This is a genomic window from Epilithonimonas sp. 33E, assembly GCF_059372615.1.
Genome location: NZ_CM182009.1, coordinates 372,887 through 397,121 on the forward strand (window position 1 = coordinate 372,887; position 24,235 = coordinate 397,121).

The 24,235-nt window shown below is 37.0% G+C and carries 26 protein-coding genes; 14 read left to right on the forward strand and 12 right to left on the reverse strand.

The window, feature by feature from the left end; all coding sequences use genetic code 11:
- Window positions 1–35: 35 nt before the first annotated feature.
- The 4 genes from AC5P2S_RS01775 to AC5P2S_RS01790 form a co-directional block, all read right to left on the reverse strand.
- Window positions 36–482 carry a DinB family protein gene (locus AC5P2S_RS01775; protein ID WP_494556018.1) on the reverse strand — a complete coding sequence of 149 codons (447 nt, stop codon included), beginning with the start codon at window positions 480–482 and terminating at the stop codon, window positions 36–38.
- A 5-nt stretch (window positions 483–487) separates the two neighbouring features.
- Window positions 488–868 (reverse strand): VOC family protein, encoded by a 381-nt coding sequence (locus tag AC5P2S_RS01780; RefSeq protein WP_283415569.1) that lies wholly within the window; start codon window positions 866–868, stop codon window positions 488–490.
- Between the two features lie 12 nt (window positions 869–880).
- On the reverse strand, window positions 881–1,918 hold the full coding sequence (gene hemH, locus AC5P2S_RS01785; RefSeq protein WP_494556019.1) for a ferrochelatase: 1,038 nt from the start codon (window positions 1,916–1,918) through the stop codon (window positions 881–883).
- A 115-nt stretch (window positions 1,919–2,033) separates the two neighbouring features.
- The gene (locus AC5P2S_RS01790; protein WP_283415567.1) at window positions 2,034–2,912 is read right to left on the reverse strand and encodes a NifU family protein; all 879 of its coding nucleotides are present in this window, start codon (window positions 2,910–2,912) and stop codon (window positions 2,034–2,036) included.
- A gap of 313 nt (window positions 2,913–3,225) precedes the next feature.
- Here AC5P2S_RS01790 and AC5P2S_RS01795 point away from each other — a divergent pair, with 313 nt between their 5' ends.
- The 3 genes from AC5P2S_RS01795 to AC5P2S_RS01805 all read left to right on the forward strand — a co-directional run bounded on the left by AC5P2S_RS01795 (window position 3,226) and on the right by AC5P2S_RS01805 (window position 5,920).
- Window positions 3,226–3,744 carry a gamma carbonic anhydrase family protein gene (locus AC5P2S_RS01795; RefSeq protein WP_283415566.1) on the forward strand — a complete coding sequence of 173 codons (519 nt, stop codon included), beginning with the start codon at window positions 3,226–3,228 and terminating at the stop codon, window positions 3,742–3,744.
- Between the two features lie 39 nt (window positions 3,745–3,783).
- Window positions 3,784–4,701, forward strand: coding sequence for a YihY/virulence factor BrkB family protein (locus AC5P2S_RS01800; RefSeq protein WP_283415565.1), 918 nt, complete (start codon window positions 3,784–3,786; stop codon window positions 4,699–4,701).
- 130 nt (window positions 4,702–4,831) lie between these two features.
- The gene (locus AC5P2S_RS01805) at window positions 4,832–5,920 is read left to right on the forward strand and encodes a DUF4407 domain-containing protein (protein ID WP_283415564.1); all 1,089 of its coding nucleotides are present in this window, start codon (window positions 4,832–4,834) and stop codon (window positions 5,918–5,920) included.
- Window positions 5,921–5,947: 27 nt separating this feature from the next.
- On the opposite strand, the gene AC5P2S_RS01810 is transcribed toward AC5P2S_RS01805, so the two are convergent.
- A complete protein-coding gene (locus AC5P2S_RS01810; RefSeq protein WP_283415563.1) occupies window positions 5,948–6,295 on the reverse strand; it encodes a hypothetical protein in 348 nt (115 codons plus the stop codon).
- Between the two features lie 248 nt (window positions 6,296–6,543).
- Between AC5P2S_RS01810 and AC5P2S_RS01815 the strand changes: the two genes are divergently transcribed.
- Genes AC5P2S_RS01815 through AC5P2S_RS01830 form a run of 4 tightly spaced genes read left to right on the forward strand, consistent with a single transcriptional unit; the run spans window position 6,544 to window position 8,954 of the window.
- Window positions 6,544–7,047: a phage tail protein gene (locus tag AC5P2S_RS01815; RefSeq protein ID WP_283415562.1), complete on the forward strand. Its 504-nt coding sequence runs from the start codon at window positions 6,544–6,546 to the stop codon at window positions 7,045–7,047.
- A gap of 17 nt (window positions 7,048–7,064) precedes the next feature.
- Window positions 7,065–7,637 (forward strand): phage tail protein, encoded by a 573-nt coding sequence (locus tag AC5P2S_RS01820; protein ID WP_494556020.1) that lies wholly within the window; start codon window positions 7,065–7,067, stop codon window positions 7,635–7,637.
- Window positions 7,638–7,668: 31 nt separating this feature from the next.
- Window positions 7,669–8,250, forward strand: a complete 582-nt coding sequence (locus tag AC5P2S_RS01825) for a phage tail protein (RefSeq protein WP_494556021.1) — start codon at window positions 7,669–7,671, stop codon at window positions 8,248–8,250.
- A gap of 11 nt (window positions 8,251–8,261) precedes the next feature.
- Complete coding sequence (locus AC5P2S_RS01830) at window positions 8,262–8,954, forward strand: T9SS type A sorting domain-containing protein (protein ID WP_494556022.1); 693 nt, start codon at window positions 8,262–8,264, stop codon at window positions 8,952–8,954.
- 67 nt (window positions 8,955–9,021) lie between these two features.
- Here AC5P2S_RS01830 and guaB read toward each other — a convergent pair whose 3' ends face one another.
- The 7 genes from guaB to AC5P2S_RS01865 all read right to left on the reverse strand — a co-directional run bounded on the left by guaB (window position 9,022) and on the right by AC5P2S_RS01865 (window position 16,913).
- On the reverse strand, window positions 9,022–10,482 hold the full coding sequence (guaB, locus tag AC5P2S_RS01835; RefSeq protein ID WP_283415558.1) for an IMP dehydrogenase: 1,461 nt from the start codon (window positions 10,480–10,482) through the stop codon (window positions 9,022–9,024).
- Window positions 10,483–10,652: 170 nt separating this feature from the next.
- Entirely contained in the window at window positions 10,653–12,278 is a 1,626-nt protein-coding gene (locus tag AC5P2S_RS01840; RefSeq protein ID WP_494556023.1) for a BamA/TamA family outer membrane protein, read from the reverse strand.
- Between the two features lie 85 nt (window positions 12,279–12,363).
- Window positions 12,364–13,158 (reverse strand): SDR family NAD(P)-dependent oxidoreductase, encoded by a 795-nt coding sequence (locus AC5P2S_RS01845; RefSeq protein ID WP_494556024.1) that lies wholly within the window; start codon window positions 13,156–13,158, stop codon window positions 12,364–12,366.
- Between the two features lies 1 nt (window position 13,159).
- Window positions 13,160–14,383: a 3-phosphoshikimate 1-carboxyvinyltransferase gene (locus AC5P2S_RS01850; protein WP_494556025.1), complete on the reverse strand. Its 1,224-nt coding sequence runs from the start codon at window positions 14,381–14,383 to the stop codon at window positions 13,160–13,162.
- 80 nt (window positions 14,384–14,463) lie between these two features.
- Complete coding sequence (locus tag AC5P2S_RS01855) at window positions 14,464–14,790, reverse strand: nucleotide pyrophosphohydrolase (RefSeq protein ID WP_283415554.1); 327 nt, start codon at window positions 14,788–14,790, stop codon at window positions 14,464–14,466.
- On the reverse strand, window positions 14,790–16,187 hold the full coding sequence (locus AC5P2S_RS01860; protein WP_494556026.1) for a hypothetical protein: 1,398 nt from the start codon (window positions 16,185–16,187) through the stop codon (window positions 14,790–14,792). The genes AC5P2S_RS01855 and AC5P2S_RS01860 overlap by 1 nt, the downstream gene beginning before the upstream one ends.
- Before the next feature lie 126 nt (window positions 16,188–16,313).
- Window positions 16,314–16,913, reverse strand: coding sequence for a T9SS type A sorting domain-containing protein (locus AC5P2S_RS01865; protein WP_494556027.1), 600 nt, complete (start codon window positions 16,911–16,913; stop codon window positions 16,314–16,316).
- 220 nt (window positions 16,914–17,133) lie between these two features.
- On the opposite strand from AC5P2S_RS01865, the gene AC5P2S_RS01870 reads away from it, so the two are divergent.
- From AC5P2S_RS01870 to paaD, 7 genes are all read left to right on the forward strand, one after another.
- Window positions 17,134–19,215, forward strand: a complete 2,082-nt coding sequence (locus AC5P2S_RS01870) for an alpha-ketoacid dehydrogenase subunit alpha/beta (protein ID WP_494556028.1) — start codon at window positions 17,134–17,136, stop codon at window positions 19,213–19,215.
- A 236-nt stretch (window positions 19,216–19,451) separates the two neighbouring features.
- The gene (locus tag AC5P2S_RS01875) at window positions 19,452–20,051 is read left to right on the forward strand and encodes a TetR/AcrR family transcriptional regulator (RefSeq protein WP_494556029.1); all 600 of its coding nucleotides are present in this window, start codon (window positions 19,452–19,454) and stop codon (window positions 20,049–20,051) included.
- A gap of 88 nt (window positions 20,052–20,139) precedes the next feature.
- Window positions 20,140–21,222, forward strand: coding sequence for a 1,2-phenylacetyl-CoA epoxidase subunit PaaE (paaE, locus tag AC5P2S_RS01880; protein ID WP_494556030.1), 1,083 nt, complete (start codon window positions 20,140–20,142; stop codon window positions 21,220–21,222).
- 248 nt (window positions 21,223–21,470) lie between these two features.
- Window positions 21,471–22,430, forward strand: a complete 960-nt coding sequence (paaA, locus tag AC5P2S_RS01885) for a 1,2-phenylacetyl-CoA epoxidase subunit PaaA (protein WP_494556031.1) — start codon at window positions 21,471–21,473, stop codon at window positions 22,428–22,430.
- Between the two features lie 60 nt (window positions 22,431–22,490).
- The gene (gene paaB, locus AC5P2S_RS01890) at window positions 22,491–22,778 is read left to right on the forward strand and encodes a 1,2-phenylacetyl-CoA epoxidase subunit PaaB (RefSeq protein WP_494556032.1); all 288 of its coding nucleotides are present in this window, start codon (window positions 22,491–22,493) and stop codon (window positions 22,776–22,778) included.
- 84 nt (window positions 22,779–22,862) lie between these two features.
- Window positions 22,863–23,618: a 1,2-phenylacetyl-CoA epoxidase subunit PaaC gene (gene paaC, locus AC5P2S_RS01895; RefSeq protein ID WP_494556033.1), complete on the forward strand. Its 756-nt coding sequence runs from the start codon at window positions 22,863–22,865 to the stop codon at window positions 23,616–23,618.
- A gap of 128 nt (window positions 23,619–23,746) precedes the next feature.
- Window positions 23,747–24,232: a 1,2-phenylacetyl-CoA epoxidase subunit PaaD gene (gene paaD, locus AC5P2S_RS01900; protein ID WP_494556034.1), complete on the forward strand. Its 486-nt coding sequence runs from the start codon at window positions 23,747–23,749 to the stop codon at window positions 24,230–24,232.
- Window positions 24,233–24,235: the final 3 nt, after the last annotated feature.

Below are 24,235 nucleotides of genomic sequence, written 5' to 3' on the forward strand. Positions count from 1 at the left end.
CAAAAACCACCTCAGATTCTTGAAGTGGTTTTGTATTACTTTTCTACCAGTCGTCTATGATAATTGATCTGCCCGAGATGGTAATTCAGATGCGTCGCCAGATGAACAAGGAAATATTCCGTTGACGTTTTTTTACCTAAAACCAAAAGCGGATATTCTTTTTTCAGATCCTCATCAGATACAGACTTCAGAGAGTCTTTAATTATTGCAATGGTATCCTTAAGATCAGCAATTAGTTTCTCTCTGGGAACATTTTTATCAGCAAATTCCAAATCCCGGTTTCTTACATAAGCAACTCCTCCGATTTCTTTTCCAATGTAAGTTTTGAGATTGCCAATAAGATGCAAAGCAAGATTCCCAGCCGAATTAGAAACGCTGCCTTCCACTTTCCATATATTAGATTCCGATTGATAAAGATTAAGTTCCTCAATGACTTTGTTCAGGTCTCTTTTAAAAAGTGAGATTAAAGTTTCGTTTAACATCGGTTTTAATTTTTGATTCTAAGATCAGAAACAATGATTTTGTAATGGTCACAATCTTCGAAGCAGATGCCGTTTTCTTTCCAGTAAGGATTTTTTGGTTCAATGATGGGAACTTTATGATATTCCAGATTTGCAACAATGTTCTGAAATTCTTCCAGAGTCTCTGGATAGAAAACCAAAATATCATCTTCATCAAATTGAGATTCCGGAATATTATTATCTTGAGTGAATTCCAAATGCCAGTTTTCATTGTGCTTGCCAAGAAAAACACCATCATAACCGTTATGGTCTTTAAAATCTCCAAGAACTTTAAAGTCCAAAACTTTAGTATAAAAGCCAATCAACTTCTCCAGATTCTGAGTATGTCTTGCGTATCGGAAAACCATTGGATTTAGAAATTAATGAAAATAAAAATCGTCCAGCTTTTCTTCACAAAGTGTTTTCACCACATTCACCCAACTTTGTTCCTCATTCAAACACGGGATATAATCGAATCTTTCACCTCCACCGTGGAGGAAGATTTCCTTGCCTTCTTCAGAAATTTCTTCCAAGGTTTCGAGACAATCGGAAACGAAAGCCGGGCAAACTATTGCCAGTTTTTTGATGCCTTTCTTGCCAAGACCTTCCAAAGTAGCATCTGTATAAGGTTCCATCCATTTGTCTTTTCCCAGTCGGGATTGGAAAGTCACCAATGCTTTCTCTTTTGGAATGCCCAATTTCTCACAAACCAACTCCGTCACTTTATAACATTGGTGTCTGTAACAGAATTTGTGCGAAGGATTGTCTTCTTTCTGACAGCAATTATTCATATTGCAGGTCTTCGTGGGGTCGGTTTTGTAAATATGACGCTCCGGAATACCGTGATAAGAAAACTGCAACAGGTCAAAATCTGCAGGCAGTTTCTCTCTGATACTTTCTGCCAGAGAATTAATGTAAATCTCGCGGTCATAAAACGGTTCTACATAATTAATTTTAATGTCCGGAAAGAATTTTAGTCGAACTTCCTCGGCTTTGTCAATCACTGTTTCCGTCGTGCTCATTGCGTATTGAGGATAAAGCGGGAACAACGTGATATTTGTAACGCCTTGATCCACCAATTCCTGAATGCCGGTTTTGATTGATGGCTCCGCATAGCGCATTCCCAGACCAACCGGAACATCCACCAATTCCTGAAGTTTTTCCTGCAGTTTTTTGGAAATCACAATCAGAGGCGAACCTTCGTCTGTCCATACCGTTTTGTAAGCTTCTGCTGATTTCTTTGGTCTGGTTTTCAGGATAATTCCCTGGACCAATAATGCGCGGAAAATCCAGCGGTAATCGATGACTTTTTCATCCATCAGGAACTCATCAAGATATTCTTTAACATCTTTGACATCAGTAGATTTCGGCGAACCGAGGTTGACTAGGAGAATTCCTTTTTTGTTGCTATTTTCCAAAATGAGTTTTTAATAATTTTTAAAAATATTTAATTCTCGCAGATTTTTCCGATATAGCCGATATAAATCTTACTTTAAAAATCTGCAAAATTCGCCAAATCTGCGAGAACCTATTTTATCCATTTACAGCTTCCACATTCTCCACCAATTCCGGAACGAATTGTTTCAGAATACTTTGGATGCCGTTTTTCAGAGTTGCAGTGGAAGATGGACAACCGCTGCAAGCACCTTGAAGAAGCATTTTGGCGGTTTTGTTTTCTTGATCGTACTCAATTAAAGAGATTTTCCCGCCATCGTTTTCTACAGCAGGCGCTACATATTCGTTCAGGATATCACTGATTTTCTGCTCGTCGTCCGTATATTCTCTGTTGATGATTTTCAAGACAGGATTTTCGTGCTGATGAGGATCCAGATTGGAAATCGTTTTTCCTGCCTGCAAAAATTCTGCGATGAAAGAACGAACCTGATTCATAATCTCGTGCCATTGGAATTGCTCATCTTTGGTAACCGCAACGAAATTGTCGCTTACATAAACTTCCTTCACAAAATCGAAAGCGTCGTATAATTCCTTTGCCAAAGGCACTCCGTCAGATTCTTCCTTAGACTTGACTTCAATAAAACCATCCATCAGCATCTTGCTGGAGATGAATTTCATCACCGCAGGATTCGGTGTCATTTCCGAATAGATCTGGTAAGCTTCTTTTCTTTTCTGAAGATAGATTCTCGGGTTGGCCAGCAATTCGTCTTCGATGATATTTTTAAGACTTTCTGCAACGTGTTCCCATTCCACAGTATCTTCTTTTGCTACTGCAATAAAATTGGCTGTGATGAAAATCCTGTTTACAAAAGGATAGTTGAACAATTCCTGAGCTAACGGAATTTCGGAAACGTCAGAATCTCTGTCCAGTTCCAATGAACCGGGAATCAAAGTGTAATCCGTGACGAACTTCATTACTTTCTTGTTTTCCGTAGGTTCTATAATGATTTCTCTCATTTTAAGTATATTGAACTACAAAATTATCGTAATTTGGTGGAAGAAAAAAGCTGATAAATCCCAATGTTATGTTAAGTTTTGATTATGAGAAGCTTTGCGGATTTTCGATTTTTTCTATTGGTTTGATTTTGGCTGAATGAATGTTAAAATTGGATTGAAAGACCAATCTGCGCCCCGGCCTGAGTGGAGCTCTTTTTGTTCTCGCGAGGAAAGCTTCGGCACAAAAAAGCGGGAACGGAGGACGGATAAAGGCGCCCAAATAAATATCACTTAGAAAATCAATTATCATTTATTAATTATCAATTATAAAAATATGGCAATCATCAGAGAACTTTTAGGCAAAACGCCTCAACTTGGAGAGAATACTTTTGTGGCGGAAACGGCTGTGATTATCGGCGATGTGACGATGGGAAAAGACTGTAGTATTTGGTACAATGCGGTATTGAGAGGCGATGTTCATTATATCAAAATGGGCGATAAAGTCAATGTTCAGGACAATGCGATGATACACTGCACTTATCAAAAAAGTCCGACAACGATTGGAAGTAACGTGTCGATTGGACATAATGCTATTGTCCATGGCTGTACAATAAAAGATAATGTGCTGATAGGGATGGGCGCGATTGTAATGGATGATTGCTTAGTAGAAAGTAACTCGATAGTGGCTGCAGGTGCGGTTGTAACTGCCAATACGCATATTCGTGAGGGTGAAGTCTGGGCTGGCGTTCCCGCAAAAAAAGTAAAAGATATTTCTTTGAATTTAATCGAAGGCGAAATCAACCGCATTGCTAATAATTATGTGAAGTACTCCAGTTGGTATAAAGAAGACTAAGTTGGTATAAAGATTGAATTTTCCATCAAAAAGTAAAGAATGAAACATCTAAATTCTTTTTGGGAAATTCTGAAAGAAACATTTAGAGAATGGATGTCATCATCGGCTGCTAAAGATAGCGCAAGTATGGCCTACAATGCCATATTTTCTTTGCCCGGGCTGTTGATTATCATTATTTGGATTGCGGGACATTTTTTTGGTGAGGAAGCGGTGAATGGTGAAATCCGCCGTCAGCTGCAGGGAATAATGGGCTATGATGGTGCCAAAAGTATCCAGGATATTATCAAAAGTGCGATGATCGATAAAGAGAATTTCTGGATGAAAGCACTTGGAGTGGGGACTTTGGTTTTTGGTGCAACCAGCTTGTTTTTCCAGATGCAAAGCACGCTCAACAATCTTTGGGATGTTGAGGCCGCTCCCAAAAAAGCCTGGCAAAAATTTATCCTTGACAGAGCTAATTCGCTTGGAATGATTCTTATTATTGCATTTCTTCTTTTGGTAAGCATGCTTCTTTCGTCATTTATCGGTCTGGCTAATGATTGGATTACCAGATATTTTGGGCTAGAAACTTATGTGATTGTTCAGGCAACCAATTTTATTCTTGGTTTAGCCATTGTCACGGTTCTGTTTGCATTGATGTTCAAAGTTTTACCGGATGTGGAAATCAAATGGAAATCAGTGTGGATCGGAGCTGTTGTTACAGCATTATTGTTCAATGTTGGCAAAATGCTGATGAGTTTTTATTTTGATTTATCAAAGCCAACTTCTATTTTCGGAGCGGCGGGAACTGTAATTTTGCTGATGATGTGGATTAATTATTCCTGTCAGCTGGTGTTTTTCGGAGCAGAATTCACTAAAATTTTTGCCTATAAAAAAGGACACAAGATTGTTCCGTCCAAACATGCCAAATGGAGTAAAGAAAAACTCTATAGAGATTCTGAACAAAAAGAGATATAAATCAACTTCTAATTGCTTTTCAGGATTATTATAAAATAGATGTTGGTACAGATTTGGTTATTAGGTTTTACCTAATACTATTTGTAACAAATTAACGTTTTAAAATACAAATTATGATGAATTTAAATAAATGAAAAATACTAACACTCATAAAATGAATTGGTTTCAGCATTTTCTGATGATTTGTTCCGGAGGGAATATTCATTTGCTGAAAAAGTCACCATCCGAATGGAACAAGTTTGCCGGAATCGGAGGTATCGTTTTATTTACCGCTATTTTTGCGACGTTGTCTGCAGGATATGCAATGTTCACGGTTTTCGATAATCTTTGGGCATCTGTAGGATTCGGTATTCTTTGGGGACTGATGATTTTTAATTTGGACAGATATATTGTGTCTTCAATAAAGAAAACCGGAACCTGGTGGAATCAGATTCTGATGACCATTCCGCGTTTGATTTTAGCGACATTTCTTGGGATCATTATTTCAAAACCTTTGGAACTGAAGATTTTTGAGAAGGAAGTTAACAAGCAACTGAATACAATCATTCAAAGGAATAAGAAACAATTGCAGGCAGAAATGAGCGGAAGAATTTTGCAACAATCCGGACCTTTTGATCTGGAAAAGAAACAGATCCAGACCCAAATCAAAAACTATCAGATGGCTTACGATTCTGCTTCTGTAGAATTAGAGAAAGAAATTCTGGGAAAACAATCCGGCTTAACCAGCGGAAAAGTGGGTTACGGATCTAATGCTAAAAGAAAAGCAGAACTGAAAGAGCAAAAACGTGCCGACCTGGAAAATTATCAAAAACAAATGCAGCCGAGATTGCAATACTTGGATACAGAAATTTCCAAAGTTTATTCTAACCTTGAAACCGAAAGGAAATCAACTGAAGGTATTGAAGACAAATTCAATGGATTTGCTGCAAGATTACAAGCTTTGGATGAATTGGGCAAAAATTCGGCAATCATAGCGTTGGCAGCAAGCTTTATTATGGGATTGTTTATTGTTTTGGAAATTTCGCCGGTTTTGATTAAACTAATTTCTTCGGTTGGCCCTTATGATTATCTTCTGGAAAAAACTGAAAATGAATTCAAGCTTTATTCTAAAGAGAAGATCAGAAAAGGAAACTCATTGACGGATTATCGAATTGATGATTTTGAGGATGACCTTAAAATCCGGAAAGAAAGAAAACGAAATCATCAAAATAATACATAAAAGAAAAGCTTCCAAATTGGAAGCTTTTTATTTTAAATTACCCACAACAAAAGGCTGTTCGGCATTATCATTATAATCTCTCATAAAGCCAATTTCTGTATTTTTTGTAATCACAGATTTTGATGTTCCTGAAAAACCATCCCCAAAATCGATACTGAAATCGATATAACTCAATCGATTCTTGGTAAATTTCATTTTATTGAATACCAAGATGATGTTTTTGTCCTTCAGATTTTTCTGAAGACTCATCAGGTCTTTTCTTGTCATCTCTTTGTTGAAAACAACGGCTATCACTTTCTTATTCGAAGTAAAAGAAAGCATACTAAACACAAAAAGTGATAAAAATAATAGCGAGAAAAGTGTCGTCTTCTTCATTGCAAAAAACTAAGTTGCAAATTTAGAAAATGTTTCATTATAAAAATGTTTTTTTAACTGTTTTTTGGTAAAACTGGCGTAAAATTTCTAACATCTGATAATTTTAAAAAATAAATTTTCCAGTTCGTTTTTTTATTAATTTTATAGAAATAATTCATATGAAAAAATTATCTATTCTGATTTTCATTATGATAGGATTTTCTTTTTCTATCTTAATTAAATCACAGCAACCTTTTATAGGTCAGATTATGTTTGTTCCTTACAATTTTGCTCCGGTAGGCTGGCACGATTGTGATGGTTCTTTGCAGGCTATATCAGAAAATGAGGCTTTATTTGCTTTAATAGGAACAACTTACGGTGGAGATGGGCAGACTACATTTGCGCTTCCCAATGCTAAAGGAAGAGTAATTATTGATGATGGACAAGGACCTGGGCTGAGTAATTATCAATTGGGGCAAATGGGTGGCTCAGAAACAGTTACCTTAACCGTCAATCAATTACCGAGTCATAATCATTCAGTAATGGGAACTTCGGTAGAAGGTAATCAAAATTCTCCTGCAAACGGAGTGCCTGCCAATACTAAGGTATTGGATAAAGAGTATTCTGATTCTAATGCACCAGAATCCAAAACGACTATGAAATCTAGCATGTTAACTGTTGCAGGTGGATCCCAGCCACATAATAACATGATGCCTAGCTTGGCTATGAAATGTGTTATTTCCTTATATGGAATTTTTCCTTCACATAATTAATCATAAATTTAATTATCATGAAAAAAATAAAAATTAAAATATTGGTTTTTTTATTGATGTTATCTCTTAAATTGTCCGCACAAGGAAGTGAACCTTTTTTAGGACAAATTATGTGGGTTCCCTATAATTTTGCACCCAAAGGCTGGGCAGAATGTAAAGGACAAATATTACCTATTTCTCAAAATACAGCGTTATTTTCTTTATTGGGTACTACTTTTGGGGGGAATGGACAGACAACTTTTGCATTACCAGATATGCAAGGCAGAACTATAATGGGAGATAGTGCTGATTATCCTACAGGAACAACAACTGGTGAGGCTAATGTTACATTACTCTCTACAGAAATCCCTGCACATACTCATGTTGTAAATGCCGTAAAAGTAGAAGGGAACCAAAATCTTCCTTCAGGAAATTTCCCGGCAGACACAAAAGCAGGCGATCCGGAGTATTCGGATGCTGTGGCTAATACAACTATGCACCCCCTCATGATTAATCCTACAGGTGGTGGACAGCCTCACAATAATATGCAACCTTATGGAACCTTAAAATGTATTATTGCATTACAAGGTGTTTATCCGCAGAGACCATAAGCATTAATTATAATCAGTAATTTAAAATATCATGAAAAAATATATTTTATTAATGATAATTCTTTTAGGACTTTCTTCCGGAGAATTAAAAGCACAAGGTGATGGTACGCCTTTTCTGGGTCAGATATTATTTGTTTCATTCAATTTTGCACCTAAAGGCTGGGCAGACTGCAATGGGCAAATATTATCAATTGCCCAAAATCAAGCGTTGTTTTCTTTGCTGGGGACAACTTATGGTGGGAACGGATCGACAACTTTTGCCTTGCCTAACATCCAAAGCCGGGTTCTTCTTGGTGATGGAGGCGCCTATACATTGGGACAAAACGCTGGTGAAGAAAATCATACTTTAACACTTAATGAGATGCCGGCTCATAATCATTTGGTAAATGCTGTGACATCAGACGGTAATAAAAGCTCTCCGGAAGGGAACCTCCCGGCAAATACTAAAGTTCTTGATAAAGAATATGCAAGTTATGGAAGTGGAAATATGACAACAATGAATAACGGAGTAGTAGGTCCAACCGGAGGAAACCTGCCACATAATAATCTGCAGCCATATGTAACTTTTAAATGTATCATTGCTCTGCAAGGGATATTCCCTTCCAGAAACTAAAAATTAAAGTCATGAAAAAAATATACATTCTTTTAACAATGGTTTTTTCACTGTGCTCAACTTCTGCACAAATAATTACTTTTAACGGATGCCATGGTTTGTTTAATGACCAGAATTTTATATTTAATAATACTGCTACAGATGGTAATGGTAAAAAAATCTACATAACAACGCCTGTAGATGGTGATCAATCTTGTGGTGGATTGGGAACTTGTGAATTCAAAATTCAATGGAACAATGCACTTACAAGATGGGAATTTTTGGCAGATTCTGGAAATGGAGATTTTATTAATCCATATTTAATTTATTATAATTCAACAGGAAATAATTCTGCAGCTAATCCACCGAATACTTCGACGGGATCATGGGTAGAGAATGTCTTAGTTACTGAAAATGCATGTGGAGGAAATCTTACACCTTCTAACTCTGTGATGACTGGCGATTTGCATACATCTACACTTGCAGTAAACGATTTTTCAAAAGGGCAGATACAAATGTTTCCTAATCCTGTTTTGGATTATATTAATATAAAAGGAGTTGACAATGCTAAAAATATTGTAATTATTAATATGGAGGGTCAAGAAATTTTAAAAACTGATTTTAAAGATCGGTTAGATGTAACTCAGCTTCAAAAAGGAGTTTATTTTCTTAGAATTAATGACACTTATGGGAAATCTTATAGCTTGAAATTTATAAAAAAATAGATATCATTCTATTTTAATAACAAACGGCTGCATTTTTGCAGCCTTTTGTTATTTTGAAAATGTGGTTTTATAATGAGTAATTAGGCGCTTCCTGTGTGATAATAACATCGTGTGGATGAGATTCCTTCAATCCGCTTCCTGTAATCATTACCAGTTTCGAATCTTTTTGCAACGCTTCAATATCTTTTGCGCCGCAATATCCCATTCCAGCACGAAGACCTCCGGTCAATTGAAAAATCACATCTTCCAGTTTTCCTTTGTGAGGAACTCTGCCTTCGATGCCTTCCGGAACAAATTTCTTAGCTTCACTCTGGAAATAGCGTTCTTTTCCACCACGTTTCATTGCAGAAAGAGAACCCATTCCTTGGTAAGATTTGAATTTTCTTCCCTGGAAAATAATTTCTTCTCCCGGAGCTTCATCAGTTCCAGCTAAAAGTGAGCCTAACATAACTGCACCGGCGCCACTTGCAATGGCTTTTACGATATCTCCCGAAAGTTTGATTCCACCATCAGCAATAACCGCTACATTTTTCTTTTTGGCAAATTCGTAAACGTTGTAGATTGCGGAAAGTTGAGGAACGCCGACACCTGCAACAACTCTGGTTGTACAGATGGAACCTGGTCCAACACCAACTTTCAAGACATTTGCACCCGCTTTTATCAAATCTTTTGCGGCGTCTGCTGTTACGATATTTCCACCAACAATATCCAAATCAGGGAAAGTTTTTCTGATTTCTGAGATTTTATCCAAAACCCCTTTCGAATGGCCATGAGCTGAATCGATGGCAACAATGTCAACACCGGCTTTTACCAATGCTGTGATTCTTTCAATCGTGTCTTCACCAACGCCAACGCCAGCGCCGACAATCAGTCTTCCGCTTTGATCTTTGTTGGCATTTGGATATTCTAATTGATTATCGATATCTTTAATTGTAATCAATCCAACCAGTCTGTTTTTCTTGTCAACAATTGGTAATTTTTCAACTCTGTTTTTAAGAAGGATTTCTTTGGCTTTTTCCAGATTGGTGGTTTTGTCAGAAGTAATGAGATTGTCTTTTGTCATTATTTCTTCCACTTTTGCGGCAAGATTTTCCTGATATTTAACGTCACGATTGGTAATGATTCCAATCAATGTGTTGTTTTTGTCAACAACAGGCAATCCGGAGATTTTATATTTTGCCATCAGTTCTTTGGCTTCTGCTAAAGTGTGATCTTTGGACAATGTAACCGGATCAGAAATCATTCCGTTTTCTGAGCGTTTTACGCGATTGACCTGCGCAGCCTGTTCTGCAATTGGCATATTTTTGTGAATGAATCCAAGACCACCAACTCTCGCCAATGCAATTGCCAAATCAGCTTCCGTAACCGTATCCATAGCAGCGGAAACAATCGGAACGTTAAGCGAAATTTTGTCTGTAAGTCTTGATTTTAATGAAACCTGATTAGGTAAAACTTCTGAATAAGAAGGGACTAGAAGCACGTCATCGAAAGTGATGGCTGTCTCTACAATTTTGTTATGAATAGACATCTTTACTTTCTTTGCAAAATTAAGTTATTTTTATGGAATTTGAAAATATCGTAATTTATTTGATAAATAATTAATATTCAGAGAAATGATGACGAATTAAATAATTGATGGTTGATAAATGGTTTTCAAATTCTTATTAGTATCAACTATCATTTATCGCTTATCACTGATTAAAACCTGCTGAGAATTCCCCAATGGATTTTTATTTCGTTGAATTTGAAAGGATTACCGAACTCATTTCCGTTGGAAATCTGGAAACTCATCAAACCAATGGGAAGAAAAAAATTGAAACCCAACCCTAAACTGTAAAGCTTGGGTGTGATTCCCAATGCTTTGTTGGACATTTGTCCGTACTGCGCAAAGATGTCGAAAAAGGCCTGATCATTGACAAGATAGCGGTATTCGGCGCCGGCAAATGCGTAGAAATCGCTGACGAGACTTTGCTCATTGAAACCGCGCAGTGAATTCCAGCCGCCAAACCGAAAAAGTTCGTTGGTTGATAATTCGTTTTTGGAACTGAGCAACGCAGATTCTCCCTTGATATTGAGAAAGTGATTTCCGGACAAATTGAAGTTGTGTTCTGCAAAAATGAAATACCGAATTTGGTCAAATTTTTCCTGCGTGTCGTCGTAAGTCGTTTTCAGGAAATCGGCTTCCAGACGGATGTTGCTTTTGTTTATAAATAGTGGAATGTCGCTCCCTTCCTGATACTGATAATAAACGCCAATCCCTTTTTTGCTGTAATCCCGACCACTCGTGTACAGTGAATCCAAAATCGCAGAAGACTCAAAAGTTCCTTTGAGACCGAGTTTTTGTTTCGGTGAAAGATGATAATAAATGGCGGGTAAAAATTTCACATTCGCAAAAGTAGAATCCTGACGGAAAATATTGACATTCACATTCAGTCCAACATTGCTCCCGAACGTGTACGGTATGTCGGTTTGCAAATCAAAAGTCTGGCCTTTGTCGGGATTTCTCTGCCAATAGATGCCAATACTTTCGAAGCTGTTGAACATATTTTTCATCTGGACATTCAGGGTTCCGTTGACCGTAAATTTCTCAGTTTTATCATTTCCAAAGCCAATCATTCCGTCAAATGTATTGGTTTTCCGTTTTTGGGTGAAGAGAAAAACCTGTGTCGAATCTTTGGTGAATAATGTCTGAGGCGGCTTTTCCAACGACACAAACTGATGATTTTGCAAAGATTGATTCATAGAAACCAGATTCCTGTCATCGTAGTTTTTGCCGAGATATTGTTTGTTGAGGTTCTTAACGAATTGTTTCGGTAAATGCGTATAGCCTTTGAAAACAATGGCGTCAATTTTTCTTTGAGAAGCCGGAACAACTGAGATTTTAACCGATGGAATTCCGTTTTCCATTTTCCGGAATTTGGTTTTCACGCGGTTGAAGGCAAAACCTTTGTCCCGATATTTTTGATTGATGTTTTTTTTGAGTGAGTCTAAATTTTTGGTGTAAATCTCATTCTTTTGAAACTTCAAATCTGTAACTAAAGAATCTGAAAATTGGACTTTAGCCTGATTGAAATTGGGACCTTTGTCGTAATAGATTTCTGTCCGATTGTCTATTTTTTTGACGTCTTTCAGTTCTGTAAAGAAGTAAGAGTTCTCAGCCAAAGAATCCAGGAATTTGACTGCTTTTGCCGAATCGGAAACGATTTTTTTAACATTGGTTTCTTTATCGATGAGCCAATATTCTTTTTTCTGCGCGTTAAAAAGAACACAGAAAAAACAAAAGATAATGGCAATTAAATAATCGATTTTAACCACAATGTTCACAATGATTTTACACAAAGAACACCATTATTAAGCTCATTGTGAACTTTGTGAAAACTTAGTGTCTTTGTGGTTATATAACAAAAAATCAATCCATTTTATTATACTTCTTCATCAGATTTTCATAAGTATTCTGAGGAAGAATCCATTTCAGAGGAACGCCGATTTTCTGTCCAAATTTTCCAAAATAATAATGCGCTTTCCATTTGGATTTGCCCAAAAGTTGTTCAACATAAACTGCAACATCCAAAGGTTCTGTTCCATCGCCAACGTGTGAATTCATTAAAGCATAAACTTTATCAAAGACATTTTTGTAAGATTCGGAAACTTTTGTTTTGACACGGTTTTCGGCAATATTAGTTTTGATATCGCCTAAATGGAGCGAGCAAACGTGGATGTTCCAAGGATAAACTTCGTAACGCATTGCTTCCGTCACTTTGTCCAGAGCCGATTTGGAAGCGGAATAAAATCCTCTGAAAGGTAATCCCATTTCGGAACCGATGCTGGAAACATTAATGATTTTTCCTGATTTCTGTTCCCGCATTTTTGGAAGAACCGCTGTCATCATCTGAACAGCGCCAATCAAATTAAGATTGAATAACTTCGTAATATCTTCTTTTGCTGAATCTTCAACTGCGCCAACCATTCCCATTCCGGCGTTATTAATCAGAACATCAATTCTGGTTTCAGTTTTCAGGATTTCAGAAATCGCATTGTCGATTTGGTCTTTTTCGGTAATGTCTGTTGGAATTGAAACAAAATAATCAGAGTTCACGACCTTTCGGCTCAAACCGTAAACTTTGTTTCCTTTCTTTCCGAAATATTCTGCCAATGCGAATCCAATTCCGGATGAAGCGCCTGTGATGATGATAACTTTTGACATATTATTCAGTTTCTTTAGTTACGGATTTAAAATCCTCCCAAAATTCAGGATACGATTTCTCTACAACATCTTCATTTTCGATATTCAGTTCTTTAATCAAAGCAAACGGCGCAAAAGCCATCGCCATTCTGTGGTCGTTGTAAGTTGCAATCGAAACGTTTTCTTCCGGTTCTATGAATTCCGAAGATTCAATTTTTTCTACTGTGATGTGCGTTTTTCCGCCGATTTTCAACAACTCGTTTTGAAGTGCTACCAATCGGTCGGTTTCTTTCACTTTCAGAGTATGAAGTCCTGTGATGACGAAAGGGATTTTCAGCGCAGTTGCGGTGACACAAAGGGTTTGCGCAATATCGGGACAATCGTTCATATCAAGAGAAATCAATTCAGGATATTCGAAAGCTGGCTCGGGCAGCAAAGAAATCGAATTTTCTGCATAATCAGAAACCGTATTGATTCCGAAATATTTCCAATAGATTTCCTTAATCACGCTATCACCTTGTAAGGACAATGTATGATAACTTCTAAGATTAATCGATTTTCTGCCAATTGCTGCCAAAGAATAGAAATAAGAAGCTGAAGACCAGTCACTTTCCACCTCGTAATGTTCTATTCTTGCATTTTCCGGATGAGGTAAAATTTCGATTCTACTTTTTGCAAAATGAGACTTGATCCCGATTTCGTCCAGAATTTTCAAAGTCATTTCCAAATATGGTCGAGACGTGATCTCGCCTTCCAGTTCCAGTGTCAATCCATTTTCTAACTTTCCTCCTATTAAAATCAAAGAAGTCAAAAACTGGCTGGAAACATTGGCTGAGATTTTAACCAAATTGTTTTCAATCTTCTTTCCGATGATTTGCAACGGCGGAAAACCTTCTTTTTCGAGATAAGTAATGTCCGCGCCAAGAGATTGAAGCGCATCAACTAAAGGTTTGATAGGACGGTTTTTCATCCTGTCAGAGCCAGTCAAAATGGTTTTTCTGCCTTCAAAAATGGAATAATACGAAGTCAGAAATCGCATCGCTGTGCCGGCGTGATGGATATCAATGGTTTCGGAGTCCGATTCCAGAGCTTTTTTCAACAAAGTGGTGTCCTGAGAATTAGAAAGGTTGAGCATATCAATATTCCCAAAGAGTTTCCCTAAAATCAAAAGACGGTTCGAAATACTTTTCGAACCGGTAATTTGTATATTTTTTCCGTCTATTAATTCTGATTTTTTTAATATCATTTTTCTGCATTGATGTAAAACGTATTATAGTATTAATGATTCAAATTCGTGAATACATTTTACATTAATACGTTGTACAATTATTTTAATTTTTCATTATTCTGATGTCGGTCTTTATCTCTATCAGTTTTAATTTTCATTTTTTTATCGAAAGCCGATTGCAAATCCGTCCCAGTTTGATTAGCTAAGCAAAGTGTTACAAAAAGAACATCAGCCAATTCTTCACCCAGATCTTTGGATTTGTCGGATTCTTTTTCTGACTGCTCACCATATCTTCTGGCGATGATCCTCGCAACTTCCCCTACTTCTTCTGTCAGCATAGCCATATTTGTCAGCTCATTGAAATAACGGACGCCGATGGTTTTTATCCATTCGTCAACTTGTTTCTGAAGAGTTGTGATTTCCATTATTGATAAGCTCCGATTGTAGGAATTGGGATGTTTGGATTAGAAGCCCTTGCAACACCAACAATATCCTTTATCGTTACAGTATTATAAGTTGGATTGCCTTTCTTTTTTGCAGGGGAGTCATCTTTCACTCTAAGATTCATTTTCTGGGTGAAATAATTCTGGAATTTCGGATCTTCATTTTTAATATTAGAATTATCAGGATTCAGGCCGGAATTAGAAGTGAACTTTAATAGAGAGTTTTTAAAATCTGTAATAAAACTTCCGCCATCAACTTTAGTATATGCAATCATATCTGGAACATCACCATACACGATAGAATTTTTTACATTCAAAACCGGATTTCCTACAACTCGTTCATCACCGTTTTGATAAATATTACTGGCAAAGATTCCAACAGCAGGCATTGACGAATTCAGGTCCCAATAATTTGCAATGGTGCAATAATTAAGGTTATAAGTTCCACCACCGGCAATTGCGAGGTCAGCCTCACCACAGTTGTTCATCACTAAATTATTAGCAGTAATATCAGCAGCAATACCATAGATTCCTATGTTTTGGAAAGTATGGATGATTGTATTATTAATTTTTGCATCATTCTTTTTCAACTGAAGGCCGACGTTACCGCCAAAGATTCTGGCGTAATTCATATTAAGAAGAGATCCTTCTTCCATTTTGATGCCGTTCCAGTTGGCAGGAAGCGTGTCATATTTGGTGTCACTTCTATCGCCCCGGAAAATTACTTCGTTGTTCAATTCACCATTTACAGTCAATCCGGAATTTTTTGCGAAATTCATACCACTGTTTTTCCGGAAATAGACTTTCGTGCCTTTTTCCATTGTCAAAGTCTTACCTTCTGCAACATTCAGATTACCGAAAATTACTTTTACTTTGTCTTTAGTCCAAGTTGTATTTTCGTTAATTGTTACAGGGTTTTCTCCAGTTTGAATAAAATACTCAGCATCCTGAACGACAGAGAATAGTGTTACTTTTTGTTCGCCGGCAGGTGAGGTGAAAACCACTTTGTCTTCGGCAATTGCTTCCGGAGCATTGGCAACCGGCGCAATTTCTACAAAAACATATAGACTATCTTTTCTTCTCAAGGCTACGTTTTCGAAACTCGTTCCTGTTTTTCCATCCACATTGATTCTGTAAAGAGAAGAATTTCCACCTTCAAGCGCAATTCTTGGAATCAAAACATCCTTATTTTCATTATTGTAAACCTTCACGGCATAAGTTTCCGAACGCATTTGGTTATAAACTGTATCGCAAAAAACGGTGTCAGTAGAGAATCTCAAAAGCTGAGTTGGTGAATCGAAAGAAATATCATCACGATTACAGCCCGCCAAAAGCAAAAGTGACCAAAATGCAATTCCAAAAAGTATTTTAATTTTCATTAATCTTGTTTAATCTTCAAAACTACAAAATTTAAATTTTTATTTTGTGAAGACAAAGATATTTTAATGATATTAACAAAAATCCTTTCAACTGCTGAAAGGATTAAATATTTAAAAAAAAGCAGTTTACTCTTTTATAAATTTTTTGTTAATTTTTTCTCCTGTCTTCGTAGTTCCAGAAATAATGTAAGTTCCTTTCGCCAATTTTAAAACATTAATGGATTTTTCAGAATTGGAAATCTGTTTTAAAATTTTACCAGAAAGGTCACAAATTTTAATATTTAAAAGTTCTTCTGAGAAGTTGATGTTGTCTTTTATGGGATTTGGCGCAATAGTGATGGATTTCAAAGAAATATCCTTAGCATCTAAAGCAGGACCATTTACTGTATATGAAACAGCTTCTGATTCTATATTTCCTGCGTAAACAGCTTTTACATAAACCGTAAATGCGTTAGTGAGAAAATCACACCCATCAGTAATCCCCCAACGTGAATCACACCCTAAAGAAGTCTCAGTTTGAAATCGGTATAATTCATTGCCACGATAGATATTGTATCCAATCAATTCATTACGAGGTGTTTCTGGTTCTTGCCAAGAAAGGGAGAAGATATTATTGTAAGGAAATATATGGGTGTGATACCAATTAAGATTTTGAACAGGATTCGTTTGTGAAACCACTAAATTACAAGCAATAATTGTAAAAATAAAAAGGAAATATTTTTTCATAAGTATTAGTTTAATTAGTTCAAATATAGCATTTTAAATGATGTGATTTAATATCTGATGTTCAAAATTTTAATAATTATTCAATGGAATGTAGGTTTATATAAAACAATCACAAAAAACTAACTAACATTTGTTAGTTTAATAAAAAAGTGTATTTTTGAATAAATCACATTCAATTATCAAAACTGAGAACAATAGATTGAATGTCAAATGTTTAAATATGCAAATCACTGAAAAACATTTTTTAAACAAAGAAATTAACCTGACTGATTTACTGAAATCAGCTTATCGTCTGATGTTTACAGCCAAAACGATGACCGATTTGTTTGAACAGGAAAAAAAAATCACTTCCAAATATGTTCACGCCACTTCTCGCGGACACGAAGCTATTCAATTGGCTGTAGGAATGCAGTTGTTACCACAGGATTTTGTGAGTCCCTATTATAGAGACGATTCAATTTTGTTGGGCGTTGGATTAACGCCTTACGAATTGATGCTTCAGCTTTTAGCCAAAAAGGATGATCCGTTTTCCGGAGGAAGAACCTATTACTCTCATCCAAGTTTAAGACGAGATGATTTTCCAAAAATGATTCACCAAAGTTCTGGAACAGGAATGCAAGCGATTCCAACCACAGGAATTGCAATGGGAATGAAATATAAAGAGGAAATCGGAATTGATGATAATTTTGAACAAAAGCCAATCGCAGTTTGTTCACTCGGCGATGCAAGCTGTACAGAAGGTGAAGTTTCCGAAGCGTTCCAAATGGCGGCTTTAAAACAATTGCCGATTCTTTACCTCGTTCAGGATAACGAATGGGATATTTCTGCCAACGCCAAAGAAATCCGTGCGCAGGATATTACAGAATATATGCGAGGTTTCAACGGCATCGAAACCAGAACCATCGACGGAACAGACTTTATCAAATCTTACGAAACAGTAAAAGAATGTATCAGAATCATCCGTGAAGAAAGACGACCAATGTTGATTCATGCAAAAGTTCCTTTGCTCAATCACCACACTTCTGGTGTAAGAAAAGAATGGTACCGCGATGATTTGGAAGAATGCGCAAAGAATGACCCTTTAATCAAATTAAGAAATAAACTTTCAGAATTTAGTATAGAAGATTCTGAAATTGAATCGATTGAAAAAGAAGTTGTTGAACTGGTACGAATCGATTTTGAAAATGCTGTTTTAGCGGAAGACCCAAAGCCTGAAGATACTTACAAACACGATTTCGCACCAACACCAATTACCGAAGAAAAAGGAGAACGTTCTCCAAGCGGAAAAATCCCAACCGTAATGGTAGATTGCGCATTATTCGCCATCAGAGAATTGATGCAGAAACATCCGGAAGCTTTATTGTATGGGCAAGATGTAGGTTTAAGATTAGGCGGTGTTTTCCGTGAGGCGATTACTTTAGCCGCGCAATTTGGGGAGAAACGGGTTTTCAATACACCAATTCAGGAAGCATTTATCGTTGGTTCAACAGTTGGGATGAGCGCCGTTGGATTGAAACCGATTGTCGAAGTTCAGTTCGCAGATTACATTTGGCCAGGTTTGAATCAATTATTCACCGAAGTTTCCAGAAGCTATTATTTGTCTAATGGAAAATGGCCGGTTTCAATGATTCTGCGTGTTCCGATTGGCGCTTACGGAAGTGGCGGACCTTACCACTCGAGTTCTGTGGAAAGTGTTTTGACGAATATCAAAGGTATTAAAATCGCTTATCCTTCAACAGGCGCAGATTTAAAAGGTCTAATGAAAGCCGCTTTCTATGACCCCAATCCTGTTGTGATGCTTGAGCACAAAGGACTTTATTGGTCAAAAATCGAAGGAACAGAAGCAGCAAAAACGATAGAACCGGACGAAGATTACATCATTCCGTTTGGAAAAGCCAGAGAAGTTTTGCTTTGTGATAATCAAAAAGATAAGCCAACTGTGACAATCATTACTTATGGAATGGGCGTTTATTGGGCTTCGAATGCAGCGAAACAATTTGATAATCAAATAGAAATTATCGATTTAAGAACACTCGCACCTTTGGATGAAAACTGTGTTTTCGAAAGTGTGAAAAAACATAACCGATGCATCGTTTTGACAGAAGAGCCTGTAAACAATAGCTTTGCACAAAGTCTGGCAGCGAGAATCAGTGAAAATTGTTTCAGACATCTGGATGCGCCTGTAAAAGTAGTTGGTGCAAAAAATCTTCCTGCAATTCCTATCAATTCTGAATTGGAGAAAGAAATGCTGCCGAACACAGAAAAATTAATTAAAAAAATAGAACAATTATTGAAATATTAATTAAACCACAAAAGGTACAAAAGGAATTTTAAAAATCAATGATATAAAGAGCAAAAAAGATAATTCTCAAACCATTTTGTCTTTTTTGGACTTTTGAAAAACTTAAAGAAATATGTATAACTTTTGTGGTTTAAAAACTTAGCTGAGCGCCAGCGCCTTTGTGAACCTTAAAATATTTTCAATAATGTCAAAAAAAATCTTTGTGGACTTTGTGTTAAATAAACAAGATTAATAAAATGGAATTAGATTTAATTACAGATAAAAAAATAAAAATCAATAAAAAAGAATTGATTTTATCCGAAGCCGCCAAGCTTTTCAAAGAAAAAGGTTTCGGCGGAACAAGTATGCGCGACTTGGCCGAAAAAGTGGGAATGGAAGCCGCAAGTATGTACAATCATATCAAATCCAAAGACGAAATTCTGGAATTGATTTGTTTCAAAATTGCCAACCAATATATTTCCCAATTACAGGAAATTGAAAATACGAATCAAAGTTTTCAGGATAAGCTGAGAGCGATTATAGGGCTTCACGTTCAGTTGATTATTGAAGACTCGGCGTCGGTTTCTGTAGCGAACAATGATTGGAAATATCTTTCCGAAGAGAAGAAAAATCAATACAAACAAATCAGAAAATCCTATGAAAAAAGCTTTGCCAACATCATAGAACAAGGAATGGAAAGCGGAGAATTCAAAAAAATGAATGTTTCCGTTGCATTATTCACAATGTTATCTTCCTTAAGATGGATAGAACTTTGGTACAAACCAAGCCGCGACATCACACCTCAGGAATTGGAAGAAGACTTGAAAACTTTGCTAATGAATGGTTTAAATAATTAATTAAATCTTAGCTAAATGTAAGCGGCTTTGCGGACTTGAAAATATATAGTTAATCAAAAAACTTTGCGCACTTTGCGTTTAAAAATAAATGTCAGTAGTTTTTCATCCTTTAAGAGTAAAAAAAGTCAAGAAAGAAACGCAGGATTGTGTTTCGGTGAGTTTTGATGTTCCTGCAGAATTATCGGAACAATTCAAATTCACACAAGGACAATATTTGACATTCCGGCAAATGAATGGCGAGCAAGAACTGCGTCGTTCCTATTCGATTTGCGCAAGTCCGTGTGAAGGCGAATTGAAAGTTGCTGTGAAAAAAGTTCCCGAAGGTCTGTTCTCATCATTTATGAATGAAAATCTGAAAGAAGGTGACGTTCTAGAAGTAATGCCGCCAATGGGGAAATTCTACACGGAACTCAACCCTGAAAATAAAAAAACTTATGTCGCTTTTGCTGCAGGAAGTGGAATTACGCCAATTATTTCTATCATCAAATCAGTCTTGAAAAATGAGCCACAAAGTCAATTTATTTTGATTTATGGAAACAAAAATAAAGGAACGATTATTTTCAAAGAAGAAATTGAAGCTTTGAAAAACCGTTTTATGCAACGATTGAGTATTTATCACATTCTCAGCCGAGAAGTTGCAGATGCAGATTTGCTGAGTGGCAGAATCAATTCCGAAAAAGCAGAATCTTTTATAAAGAATATTATTCCGGCAGGAAAAATCGATGAAGTTTTCCTTTGCGGACCGGAAGAAATGATTTTGAGTGTGAAAGATACTCTAATCCAATGCGGTGTTGAAGCCAAGAAAATTCATTTCGAATTATTCTTCAGTGCAGCATCTGCGAAAAAGAAAAAAGAACACGAGCTGGCAATCAATCAATCTGATGATAATTTTAGCAAAGTCACTGTGAAATTAGATGCAACCGCTTTGAAGCTAGATTTGGCTTATCACGGTCCAACGATTTTGGATGCGGCTTTACAAAATGGCGCCGATTTGCCTTACGCCTGCAAAGGCGGTGTTTGTGCCACTTGCAAATGTAAATTAGAAAAAGGTGAAGTAGAAATGGACATCAATTATTCTCTCGAACCGGACGAGATTGCCGCAGGATTTATTTTGTCTTGTCAGGCACACCCGCGTTCGGAGCAAGTAGTGGTGAATTTTGATATTAAATAAATAATAATTATGGCAGCTTAATCCGCCTTCCGCTCCCAATCTTTTTATTTTTTAGCAAAAAAACAAAAAGGATTTCCGCTCAAGTCGGGCTGCGGATTCGGTATAAAAAAGAGAGGTCGTAATCAAAACAATTTTTAAAATTAAAATCTTGGTTAAGCGTAAGCGGCTTTGCGAACTTAAAAACAGTTAGTAGTTAAAAAATCTTTGCGCACTTTGCGTTTAAATAAATTCCATTAAATAAAGACATTATGGAAACAACAGAAATCAATTTAGAAGAACATTTTCAGAATAAAATAGACAGCGAAATCCGTATCGAACCCAAAGACTGGATGCCAGAAGCATATATGAAAACTCTGATTCGTCAGATTTCTCAGCACGCCCATTCCGAGATTGTCGGGATGCTGCCGGAAGCCAATTGGATTACGCGCGCTCCAACTCTAAACCGGAAGAAAATCCTTCTGGCAAAAGTTCAGGACGAAGCTGGACACGGACTTTATCTCTATTGTGCTGCCGAAACTTTAGGCGTTACAAGAGATGAAACGATTAATGATTTGCATTCCGGGAAAGCCAAATATTCCAGCATTTTCAACTATCCGACTTTGACTTGGGCAGATATGGGAGCAATCGGTTGGTTGGTTGACGGTGCTGCAATTCTGAATCAGGTTCCGCTTTGTCGTGCTTCTTATGGTCCATATGCCAGAGCAATGGTGAGGATTTGTAAAGAAGAAAGTTTCCACCAGAGACAAGGTTACGAGCTGATGATGAAGTTAGCTCAAGGTTCGCCGGAGCAAAAAGCAATGGCTCAGGATGCCTTCAACCGTTGGTGGTGGCCAACATTGATGATGTTCGGACCAAAAGATGCCGACTCTGGAAACACAGAACTATCAATGAAATGGCGAATAAAACGTTTCACTAATGACGAACTGAGACAGCGTTTCGTAGATGTTTCCGTGCCACAGGCAGAATATCTGGGATTGACAATTCCAGACCCAGATTTGAAATTCAATGAAGAAACCGGACATTACGAATTCGGAGAAATCGATTGGGACGAGTTTTGGAAAGTGGTCAAAGGCAACGGACCTTGCAACAAAGAAAGAATCGAAACCCGCAAAAAAGCCTTCGATGACGGCGCTTGGGTAAGAGAAGCCGCAACCGCTTATCACGAGAAAAGAAAACTAAGAGAAGAACAAAACAGAAAAACAGTTTAAAATAAGCAGAACGATGAAAGACTATTATCTCTCATCTATCTGTCTCTAATCTGAAATATTATGCAAAATACAGAATGGCCACTTTGGGAGGTTTTTATCAGGAGCAGACAAGGTTTGGACCACAAGCACGTGGGCAGTCTTCACGCTGCTGATGCAGAAATGGCAATCCAAAATGCACGTGACGTTTATACGAGAAGGATAGAGGGTATCAGCATTTGGGTTGTAGAATCCAAGCACATCCATGCTACTAATCCCGATGATTCCGAAGCCTTTTACGAACCTTCGGAAGACAAGGTCTACCGTCATCCGACCTTTTACCACGTTCCGGAAGAGGTGAAAAATATGTAAAAAAATTCCCCTCCCTTGGAGGGGCAGAATTTCAAATATTTTGAAATTCGGGGTGGTTTATAACGCCAATTACAAATGAAACCAATGAACAATAATTATCTCAATTATATATTACAGCTCGCCGACACCAGCCTGATACTCGGTCAGCGCCTCTGCGAATGGTGTGGAAAAGGTCCAGTCTTGGAACAGGATATTGCAATGTCAAATATTGCTCTGGATTTGTTGGGAGAATCTTCCAACTATTATCAGTATGCAGCCGAAATTCAGAATGAAGGGAAAACAGAAGATGATTTAGCTTTCCTGAGAAACGAACGTGAGTTCAAGAATTTGCTTTTAGTTGAAAGAGAAAATGGACATTTTGGAGATACGATTGTAAGACAATTTTTTTTCGATGCCTATCATCATCTTCTATTGATGGAACTGAAATATCATTCCGATTTGAAACTCGCTTCCATTGCAGAAAAGTCTTTGAAAGAAGTCACTTATCATTTAAAATGGAGTAGTGAATGGATGATTCGTTTAGGCGACGGCACAGAAGAAAGTCACAACAAAATCCAGAAGTCAGTGAATGATTTGGTGGATTTCACAGACGAAATGTTCATTCCGACAAACTGGGAATTAGAATTAATTGAACAAAACATCATTCCGGATATCCGAACTTTCCGAACCCAATGGGAAACAAAAGTTCTGGAAATCCTGAATGAAGCAACTTTGTCTGTTGATTTCTCAAAATCGAGACAATTAACAGGCGGAAAAGAAGGAAAACACACCGAAAAAATGGGTTACATCTTAGCCGAAATGCAAATGATGCAACGCACTTATCCTAATATGGAATGGTAGAATTATAAGCAAAGGCGCAAGAGTTGTGAATAGAAAACTGCCTTAAGTCGCAAAATATAGCGCACAACTTTGCGACTTAAAACATTGAATTAATTAAAATTATTTATCGCCTTTGCGATAAAAATAAAATGACAATTACAGAAAACGACATATGGCAAATCTTAAAGGAGGTTCCCGACCCGGAAGTTCCTGTTCTCAATCTTTTGGATTTGGGAATCATCCGCGATGTGAATCTTAATGAAGACGAAATCGAAGTGATTGTGACGCCAACATATTCCGGCTGTCCCGCCACATCAATGATTAATATGTCGATTAAACTGAAACTGATTGAAAAAGGTTTCAATAACATAAAAATTACCAATCGATTAAGTCCAGCTTGGACCACCGATTGGATGACGGAAGAAGGAAAACAAAAACTGAAAGCTTACGGCATCGCACCACCTGTTTATTCAAAAAATAATGAAGAATTATTCTTAAAAACAGATGAGGTCGAGTGTCCACTTTGTAGTTCGAAACATACGCATTTGGTAAGCCAGTTTGGTTCCACAGCGTGCAAAGCATTATACCAATGCGATGATTGCAAAGAACCTTTTGATTATTTTAAATGCCATTAGATA

Bases quoted from the DNA above. Each gene is read 5' to 3' on its own strand.
- AC5P2S_RS01775 (WP_494556018.1), bottom strand. From the start codon at position 482: ATGTTAAACGAAACTTTAATCTCACTTTTTAAAAGAGACCTGAACAAA.
- AC5P2S_RS01780 (WP_283415569.1), bottom strand. From the start codon at position 868: ATGGTTTTCCGATACGCAAGACATACTCAGAATCTGGAGAAGTTGATT.
- AC5P2S_RS01790 (WP_283415567.1), bottom strand. From the start codon at position 2,912: ATGAGAGAAATCATTATAGAACCTACGGAAAACAAGAAAGTAATGAAG.
- AC5P2S_RS01795 (WP_283415566.1), top strand. From the start codon at position 3,226: ATGGCAATCATCAGAGAACTTTTAGGCAAAACGCCTCAACTTGGAGAG.
- AC5P2S_RS01800 (WP_283415565.1), top strand. From the start codon at position 3,784: ATGAAACATCTAAATTCTTTTTGGGAAATTCTGAAAGAAACATTTAGA.
- AC5P2S_RS01805 (WP_283415564.1), top strand. From the start codon at position 4,832: ATGAAAAATACTAACACTCATAAAATGAATTGGTTTCAGCATTTTCTG.
- AC5P2S_RS01810 (WP_283415563.1), bottom strand. From the start codon at position 6,295: ATGAAGAAGACGACACTTTTCTCGCTATTATTTTTATCACTTTTTGTG.
- AC5P2S_RS01815 (WP_283415562.1), top strand. From the start codon at position 6,544: ATGTTTGTTCCTTACAATTTTGCTCCGGTAGGCTGGCACGATTGTGAT.
- AC5P2S_RS01820 (WP_494556020.1), top strand. From the start codon at position 7,065: ATGAAAAAAATAAAAATTAAAATATTGGTTTTTTTATTGATGTTATCT.
- AC5P2S_RS01825 (WP_494556021.1), top strand. From the start codon at position 7,669: ATGAAAAAATATATTTTATTAATGATAATTCTTTTAGGACTTTCTTCC.
- AC5P2S_RS01830 (WP_494556022.1), top strand. From the start codon at position 8,262: ATGAAAAAAATATACATTCTTTTAACAATGGTTTTTTCACTGTGCTCA.
- guaB (WP_283415558.1), bottom strand. From the start codon at position 10,482: ATGTCTATTCATAACAAAATTGTAGAGACAGCCATCACTTTCGATGAC.
- AC5P2S_RS01845 (WP_494556024.1), bottom strand. From the start codon at position 13,158: ATGTCAAAAGTTATCATCATCACAGGCGCTTCATCCGGAATTGGATTC.
- AC5P2S_RS01850 (WP_494556025.1), bottom strand. From the start codon at position 14,383: ATGATATTAAAAAAATCAGAATTAATAGACGGAAAAAATATACAAATT.
- AC5P2S_RS01855 (WP_283415554.1), bottom strand. From the start codon at position 14,790: ATGGAAATCACAACTCTTCAGAAACAAGTTGACGAATGGATAAAAACC.
- AC5P2S_RS01860 (WP_494556026.1), bottom strand. From the start codon at position 16,187: ATGAAAATTAAAATACTTTTTGGAATTGCATTTTGGTCACTTTTGCTT.
- AC5P2S_RS01865 (WP_494556027.1), bottom strand. From the start codon at position 16,913: ATGAAAAAATATTTCCTTTTTATTTTTACAATTATTGCTTGTAATTTA.
- AC5P2S_RS01870 (WP_494556028.1), top strand. From the start codon at position 17,134: ATGCAAATCACTGAAAAACATTTTTTAAACAAAGAAATTAACCTGACT.
- AC5P2S_RS01875 (WP_494556029.1), top strand. From the start codon at position 19,452: ATGGAATTAGATTTAATTACAGATAAAAAAATAAAAATCAATAAAAAA.
- paaE (WP_494556030.1), top strand. From the start codon at position 20,140: ATGTCAGTAGTTTTTCATCCTTTAAGAGTAAAAAAAGTCAAGAAAGAA.
- paaA (WP_494556031.1), top strand. From the start codon at position 21,471: ATGGAAACAACAGAAATCAATTTAGAAGAACATTTTCAGAATAAAATA.
- paaB (WP_494556032.1), top strand. From the start codon at position 22,491: ATGCAAAATACAGAATGGCCACTTTGGGAGGTTTTTATCAGGAGCAGA.
- paaC (WP_494556033.1), top strand. From the start codon at position 22,863: ATGAACAATAATTATCTCAATTATATATTACAGCTCGCCGACACCAGC.
- paaD (WP_494556034.1), top strand. From the start codon at position 23,747: ATGACAATTACAGAAAACGACATATGGCAAATCTTAAAGGAGGTTCCC.